The following is a 6704-nucleotide window of genomic DNA, read 5'->3' on the forward strand; positions in this document are numbered from 1 at the left end:
CGGTGCTGGGGCTGGGCCTGTCGGCCAGCCTCAATGCGCCGATCGACGAGATGAAGTTCGGCGTGTTCCGCATGTAAGCATGTCAATCTGCGCCGACCTGATATTGCCTGACTGCTGATGCGCCGCACCGCCCGCCTGTTTCACCGCCTTGTCCTGGCCACGGCGCTTGCCGTGCTGGCGCCGCTGTGCGGCCATGCGCAGATGGCGGACGGCAACGGCCAGTCGGCGGCGCGCGTGCGCTTCCAGGAGCAGGTGGTGATGCTGCCCAAGGCCGCGATCCCGTCGCGCATCGACCTGGAAGCGACGGTGTTCAAGCCGGCCGGCGCGGGGCCGTTCCCGCTGGTGGTGATCAACCACGGCAAGGCGCCGGGCCGGCCCGGCATGCAGGGGCGCGCGCGCTTCCCGGCGCAGAGCGTGGAGTTCCTGCGCCGCGGCTACGTGGTGGTGCTGCCGATGCGGCAGGGCTTTGCGCGCTCGGGCGGTGCCTATATCGGCGGCAGCTGCGACATCGAGACCAACGGCATGATGCAGGCCGACGACGTCGTCGCCACGCTCGACTACATGGCGACACAGTCCTATGTCGACATGGAACGTATCGTCGTGATCGGCCAGTCGCACGGCGGGCTGACCACCATGGCCTTCAGCACCATCGCCTATCCCGGTGTGCGCGGCGTGGTCAACTTTGCCGGCGGGCTGCGCAACCTGAACTGCCCCGACTGGGAAGAGCGCCTGGTCGATGCCTTCGCCAGCTATGGCAGCGTGGCGCGCTACCCCTCGCTGTGGGTCTATGGCGAGAACGACAGCTACTGGCCGGTGCCCTTGCCCGGCCGCATGTTCAACGCCTTCAAGGCGCGCGCCAGCGGGCCGGCCGCGCAGGCCCGGCTGGTCGACGTGGGCGAGTTCGGCGCCGACTCGCACCGCCTGTTCAGCGCGCGCGAAGGCATCCCGGTGTGGCTGCCGGAGGTGGGCGACTTCTTCCGCTCGCTGGGGCTGCCCTTCGATCCGGGCACCTGAGCCGCATCATCCCTATCCGCTATATGCGCCATATCCGCCAACGGAGCGAACCATGGAATTCACTGCCCTGACCGTCAATATCGCCAACCACGTCGCCACCGTCACGCTGAACCGGCCCGACGTGCGCAACGCCTTCAACGAGACCGTGATCGCCGAACTGACCGGCGCCTTCCGCGCGCTGGGCGACATGGACGAGGTGCGCGCCATCGTGCTGGCCGGCAACGGCCCGGCCTTCTGCGCCGGCGCCGACCTGAACTGGATGAAGAAGATGGCGGGCTACTCCGACGACCAGAACCGCGCCGACGCGCTGACGCTGGCGCAGATGCTGCACACCATCTGGTCCTGTCCGCGCCCGGTGATCGCGCGCATCCAGGGCGACACCTATGCCGGCGGCATGGGCCTGGTGGCCGCGTGCGATATCGCGGTGGCGGCCGAGCACGCGCATTTCTGCCTGTCCGAGGCGCGCCTGGGCCTGCTGCCCGCCACCATCAGCCCGTACGTGATCCGCGCCATGGGCGAGCAGGCCGCGCGCCGCTATTTCATCACGGCCGAGCGCTTCGACGCGGCCGAGGCGCTGCGCCTGGGCCTGCTGCATGCGGTGGTGCCGGCCGAGGCGCTCGATGCCAAGGTCGCCGAACTGACGGCCGCGCTGGTGGCCAACAGCCCCAACGCCGTGCGCGAGAGCAAGCGGCTGGTGCAGGACATCGCCGGGCGCGTGATCGACAACGACCTGCTGGCGGATACGGCCGACCGCATCGCGAGGATCCGGGCGTCGGAAGAGGGGCGCGAAGGGGTGAAGTCGTTCCTGGAGAAGCGCACGCCGTCGTGGCGGCCGGCTTGAGTTCAAATAAAGGCGACGCGCGATTGCGTGAAGATGGCGGCACGCTAGCCCCAAGCGCAGTGCTTCTTGCCGGCAACATTCGCCAAATCCTGCCAACGCTGCGCTAACGGGGAAAATCCTGCGGCATTGCCAAGCCGCGGAAGTCGTCCCTACCATGACCCTCCCAATCCGCCCGCGACCCTCGCGCCGACCGGCCCTGCCGGCCGCGCCGGCGCGGACGGCCAACCAAGGAGGGCTATCTTGGACCACCTGTCCCTTTCCCCAGGCAGCGGCGCGGCCGGCCTCGGCCAGCGCAGCCGCGCCGCTGTCTGGCACCCGTGCACGCGCCTTCGTCCTGACGACGACGCCGTGCCGCTGGCGATCGTGCGCGGCGAAGGCCCGTGGCTGCACGATGCCGACGGCCAGCGCTACTTCGACGCCACCAGTTCCTGGTGGGTCAACCTGTTCGGCCATGCCAACCCGCGCATCAACGCCGCGCTGGCGAGCCAGCTGGAGACGCTCGAGCACGTGATGCTCGCGGGCTGCACGCACGCGCCCGCGGTGGAGCTGGCCGAGCGCCTGTCGGCGCTGACCGGCGGCGCGCTGGGCCATGTCTTTTACGCCTCGGACGGCGCCTCGGCGGTCGAGATCGCGCTGAAGATGAGCTTCCACTACTGGCGCAACACCGGCCTGCCCGCCAAGCGCGAGTTCGTCTGCCTGCGCCACGGCTACCACGGCGAAACCGTGGGCGCGCTCGCCGTGACCGACGTGGAGATTTTCCGCGACGCCTACGACGCGCTGATCCGCCGCGCGCATGTGGTGATGTCGCCCGATGCGCGGCAGGCCCGGCGCGGCGAGTCCGCCGCCGACGTGGCGGCGCGCGCGCTGGCGGAGCTGGAGGCGCTGCTGCGCGAGCGCGCCGGCGCCATTGCCGCGCTGATCGTCGAGCCGCTGGTGCAGGGCGCCGCCGGCATGGCGATGCATGACCCGTCCTACCTGGATGGCGTGCGCGCGCTGTGCGACCGCTACCGCGTCCACCTGATCGCCGACGAGATCGCGGTGGGCTGCGGGCGCACCGGCACCTTCTTCGCGTGGGAGCAGTCGCGCGGCACCGAGGCGCCGCTGCCCGCGCATGCCTGGCCTGATTTCCTGTGCCTGTCCAAGGGCATCAGCGGCGGCTACCTGCCGCTGTCGCTGGTGCTGTCGCGCCCGGAGATCCAGCGCGCCTTCGTCGCCGACGAGCTGGCGCGCAGCTTCCTGCATTCGCATTCGTACACCGGCAACCCGCTTGCCTGCCGCGCGGCGCTGGCCACGCTGGACCTGTTCGCGCAGGACGATGTGCTGGCGCGCAACCGGGAGCGCGCGCAGTGGCTGGCCGACGGCATGGCCGCGCTGGCCGCCGACGCGCGCGTGCGCCATGTGCGCCAGCGTGGCCTGATCTGGGCCGCCGATGTTTGCGACGACGTTGCCGGCGCCGACTTTGCCGCGCGCTTCCACCATGCCGCGCGTGCGCGCGAGCTGCTGGTGCGCCCGATCGGCAATACGCTCTACGTGATGCCGCCCTATGTCTTCGACGCCGCGCAGGCACGCTGGCTGGGCGAACAGATGCTGGCCACGCTCGACGACGTGACCGCGGGCAAGGAGGTACGCCATGCTGCTTGAACAACTGAAGCAGGCCGCCGAACAGCGCCACGCGCTGGCACTGACGCGCCGCCGCCGCATCGCCCACACCGCCTGCGCGCCGCACCAGGCCGTGGGCGAGGACGGGACCGGGCCGGAGTCGCTGCTGACCTTCTGCAGCAACGACTACCTCGGCCTGGCCAGCCACCCGCAAGTCATCGCCGCGCTGGTGGAAGGCGCGCGGCGCTATGGCGCCGGCAGCGGCGCCTCGCACCTGGTCAGCGGCCATTCGCTCGCGCACGCGCAGCTGGAAGCCGAACTGGCACGCTGGTTCGCGCCGTACATCGCGCAGGCGCGCACGCTGTACTTCTGCACCGGCTACATGGCCAACATGGCGGTGCTGACCGCGCTCGGCGCGGCCGGGGCCACGCTGTTCTGCGAGTCGCTCAACCACGCGTCGCTGATCGACGGCGCACGGCTCGCGCGTGCCGACGTGCAGCGCTATCCGCATTGCGACACCGCTGCGCTCGAGGCGCTGCTCGCGGCCAGCACCAGCGCCCGCAAGCTGATCGTCACCGACAGCGTATTCAGCATGGACGGCAACGTCGCGCCGCTGCGCCAGCTGCTGGCGCTGGCCGAGCGTTATGACGCGTGGATCGTCGTCGACGATGCGCACGGCTTCGGCGTGCTCGGCGAGCAGGGACATGGCGTGCTGGAGGCGCTCGGCCTGTCGTCCGAACGCTTCATCTACATCGGCACGCTCGGCAAGGCGGCCGGCGTGGCGGGCGCCTTTGTCGCCGCGCACGAAACCATCATCGAGCACCTGGTCAACACCGCGCGGCCGTATATCTACACCACCGCCGCGCCGCCCGCGGTCGCGCATGCGCTGCTGGCCAGCCTGGCCATCATCGAAGGCGACGAGGGCCGGCAGCGCCGGGCCCAACTGGCGCGCTGCATCGCGCTGCTGCGCGAGGGCCTGGCCCAGCTGGCCGCCATTGCGGGCTGGACCCTGGGCGACAGCGAGACCGCGGTGCAGCCGCTGATCGTCGGCGACAACGGGGCCGCGCTGGCGCTGTCGGCCACGCTGGAGGCCGACGGCATTCGCGTCGGCGCGATCCGTCCGCCGACGGTGCCGGAGGGCACCGCGCGGCTGCGCATCACGCTGTCGGCGGCGCACACTGAAGCCGACGTGCAGCGCCTGCTCGATGCGCTGGCTGCCGCGGTGGCGCAGCGGGAGGCCGCATGAGCCCGCACGCGCCCGTCCCGCCCATTGCACCGTTCGCCTGCTTTGTTACCGGCACCGATACCGGCATCGGCAAGACCCACGCCAGCGCCACGCTGCTGCATGCGCTCCATGCCGCCGGCTACCGCACCGCCGGCATGAAGCCGGTGGCCAGCGGCAGCGAATGGCGCGACGGCCACTGGCATAACGACGACGTGGCGCAGCTGCGCGCCGCCAGTTCGGTCGCGGTGCCGCTGGGCCAGACCTGCCCGTTCCTGCTGCGCACGCCATGCTCGCCGCACCTGGCCGCCGCGCAGGAAGGCGTGCGCATCACGCGCGCACCGATCCGCGCCGCCTTCGACGCGCTGCGCCGCCAGGCCGACGCCGTGGTGGTGGAGGGCGTGGGCGGCTTCAACGTGCCGCTCGATGCTGGCGCGGTGCGCTGGAACACCGCCGACCTCGCCGTGATGCTGAGCGTGCCGGTGGTAATGGTGGTCGGCATCCGGCTCGGCTGCCTGAACCACGCCGTGCTGACCGCCGAAGCCATCCGCGCGCGCGGCCTGCCGCTGGCCGGCTGGATCGCCAACCGGGTCGACCCGGACATGCTGCTGGCCGACGAGAACATCGCCACGCTGCACGCGTCGCTCGATGCGCCCTGCCTGGGCGAGCTGCCCTGGCAACTGGCGCCCGCCTCCGCCGCGGACCGGCTCGACCTCGCGCCGCTGTTGGCCGCCGCCACTCGATACCAGGCCGAGGCCGCCGGCCTGGCTGCCTGAACAAAAATTCCATTGATCATGACCCAAGCCCACACCGTTACCACCATCTCCGCCGAATCGCTGCGCCAGACCGCGCGCCAGCATGCCTTGCCCGACGACGCCAAGTGGCGCGTCGATGACGTCGCCGCGCTGTTCGCGCTGCCGTTCAACGACCTGCTGTTCCGCGCCCAGCAGGTGCACCGCGAACACTTCGACGCCAACACCGTGCAGCTGTCGACGCTGCTGTCGATCAAGACCGGCGGCTGCGAAGAGGACTGCGGCTACTGCCCGCAGAGCGCGCACCACGACGCCGGCGTCAAGGCCGAGAAGCTGATGGCGCTGGAAGAAGTGCTGGACGCCGCGCGCGCGGCCAAGGCCAATGGCGCCACCCGCTTCTGCATGGGCGCCGCCTGGCGCAGCCCCAAGGACCGCCACCTGGAGCCGGTGATGGACATGGTGCGCGAAGTCAAGGCGATGGGGCTGGAGACCTGCGTCACGCTGGGCATGCTCAAGGCCGAGCAGGCGCAGCAGCTCAAGGAGGCGGGGCTGGACTACTACAACCACAACCTCGACACCTCGCCCGAGTTCTACGGCAAGATCATCACCACGCGCACCTACCAGGACCGGCTCGACACCATCGGCCACGTGCGCGACGCCGGCATCAACGTCTGCTGCGGCGGCATCGTCGGCATGGGCGAGTCGCGCGAGGCGCGTGCCGGCCTGATCGCGCAGCTGGCCAATATGGACCCCTATCCCGAATCGGTGCCGATCAACAACCTGGTGCAGGTCGAGGGCACGCCGCTGGCCGGCACCGAGGCGCTGGATCCGTTCGAGTTCGTCCGCACCATCGCGGTGGCGCGCATCACCATGCCGCAGGCGATGGTGCGCCTGTCCGCCGGCCGCGAGGCCATGGACGAAGCGCTGCAGGCGCTGTGCTTCATGGCCGGCGCCAATTCGATCTTCTACGGCGAAAAGCTGCTGACCACCGGCAACCCGCAGGCCGACCGCGACCGCGCGTTGCTGGCCCGCCTCGACATCCGCGCCGAGGGCTACGCGGGATGATGTGACAGGAAAGTGCCCGCTGGACGGCGCGCCGCCGTAATATCCCGGTTAGGGGATAACAAGGAGGGCGCATGTTCAACAAGATCCTGATCGCCAACCGCGGCGAGATCGCCTGCCGCGTGGCCGCCACCTGTCGCCGGCTCGGCATCCGCACCGTCGCGGTGTATTCCGATGCCGACGCCGAGGCGCGCCACGTCGCCTTCTGCGACGA

Annotated in this window: 7 protein-coding genes; all 7 read left to right on the forward strand. The window is 70.6% G+C overall.

What is annotated here, in order from left to right:
• The first annotated feature begins 117 nt into the window (after positions 1–117).
• Positions 118–1014 (forward strand): dienelactone hydrolase family protein, encoded by an 897-nt coding sequence (locus tag U9J39_RS29210; protein ID WP_326348780.1) that lies wholly within the window; start codon positions 118–120, stop codon positions 1012–1014.
• Between the two features lie 52 nt (positions 1015–1066).
• The gene (locus U9J39_RS29215) at positions 1067–1855 is read left to right on the forward strand and encodes an enoyl-CoA hydratase/isomerase family protein (protein ID WP_116312036.1); all 789 of its coding nucleotides are present in this window, start codon (positions 1067–1069) and stop codon (positions 1853–1855) included.
• A 240-nt stretch (positions 1856–2095) separates the two neighbouring features.
• Positions 2096–3496 carry an adenosylmethionine--8-amino-7-oxononanoate transaminase gene (gene bioA / locus U9J39_RS29220; RefSeq protein WP_116378001.1) on the forward strand — a complete coding sequence of 467 codons (1401 nt, stop codon included), beginning with the start codon at positions 2096–2098 and terminating at the stop codon, positions 3494–3496.
• Complete coding sequence (bioF, locus tag U9J39_RS29225) at positions 3486–4700, forward strand: 8-amino-7-oxononanoate synthase (RefSeq protein ID WP_115707784.1); 1215 nt, start codon at positions 3486–3488, stop codon at positions 4698–4700. Before bioA ends, bioF begins: the two co-directional genes overlap by 11 nt.
• The gene (gene bioD, locus U9J39_RS29230) at positions 4697–5452 is read left to right on the forward strand and encodes a dethiobiotin synthase (protein WP_115707785.1); all 756 of its coding nucleotides are present in this window, start codon (positions 4697–4699) and stop codon (positions 5450–5452) included. The genes bioF and bioD overlap by 4 nt, the downstream gene beginning before the upstream one ends.
• Before the next feature lie 18 nt (positions 5453–5470).
• Complete coding sequence (gene bioB / locus U9J39_RS29235) at positions 5471–6493, forward strand: biotin synthase BioB (protein WP_092318330.1); 1023 nt, start codon at positions 5471–5473, stop codon at positions 6491–6493.
• Between the two features lie 71 nt (positions 6494–6564).
• Positions 6565–6704: biotin carboxylase N-terminal domain-containing protein (locus U9J39_RS29240; RefSeq protein ID WP_326348781.1), on the forward strand; the 140-nt coding region annotated here is incomplete at its 3' end.

This window comes from Cupriavidus sp. SS-3 (assembly GCF_035818815.1).
Lineage (GTDB): Bacteria > Pseudomonadota > Gammaproteobacteria > Burkholderiales > Burkholderiaceae > Cupriavidus > Cupriavidus taiwanensis_C.

Coding starts and splice junctions, on each gene's coding strand:
- U9J39_RS29210 (WP_326348780.1), top strand. CDS start 118: ATGCGCCGCACCGCCCGCCTGTTTCACCGCCTTGTCCTGGCCACGGCG.
- U9J39_RS29215 (WP_116312036.1), top strand. CDS start 1,067: ATGGAATTCACTGCCCTGACCGTCAATATCGCCAACCACGTCGCCACC.
- bioF (WP_115707784.1), top strand. CDS start 3,486: ATGCTGCTTGAACAACTGAAGCAGGCCGCCGAACAGCGCCACGCGCTG.
- bioD (WP_115707785.1), top strand. CDS start 4,697: ATGAGCCCGCACGCGCCCGTCCCGCCCATTGCACCGTTCGCCTGCTTT.
- bioB (WP_092318330.1), top strand. CDS start 5,471: ATGACCCAAGCCCACACCGTTACCACCATCTCCGCCGAATCGCTGCGC.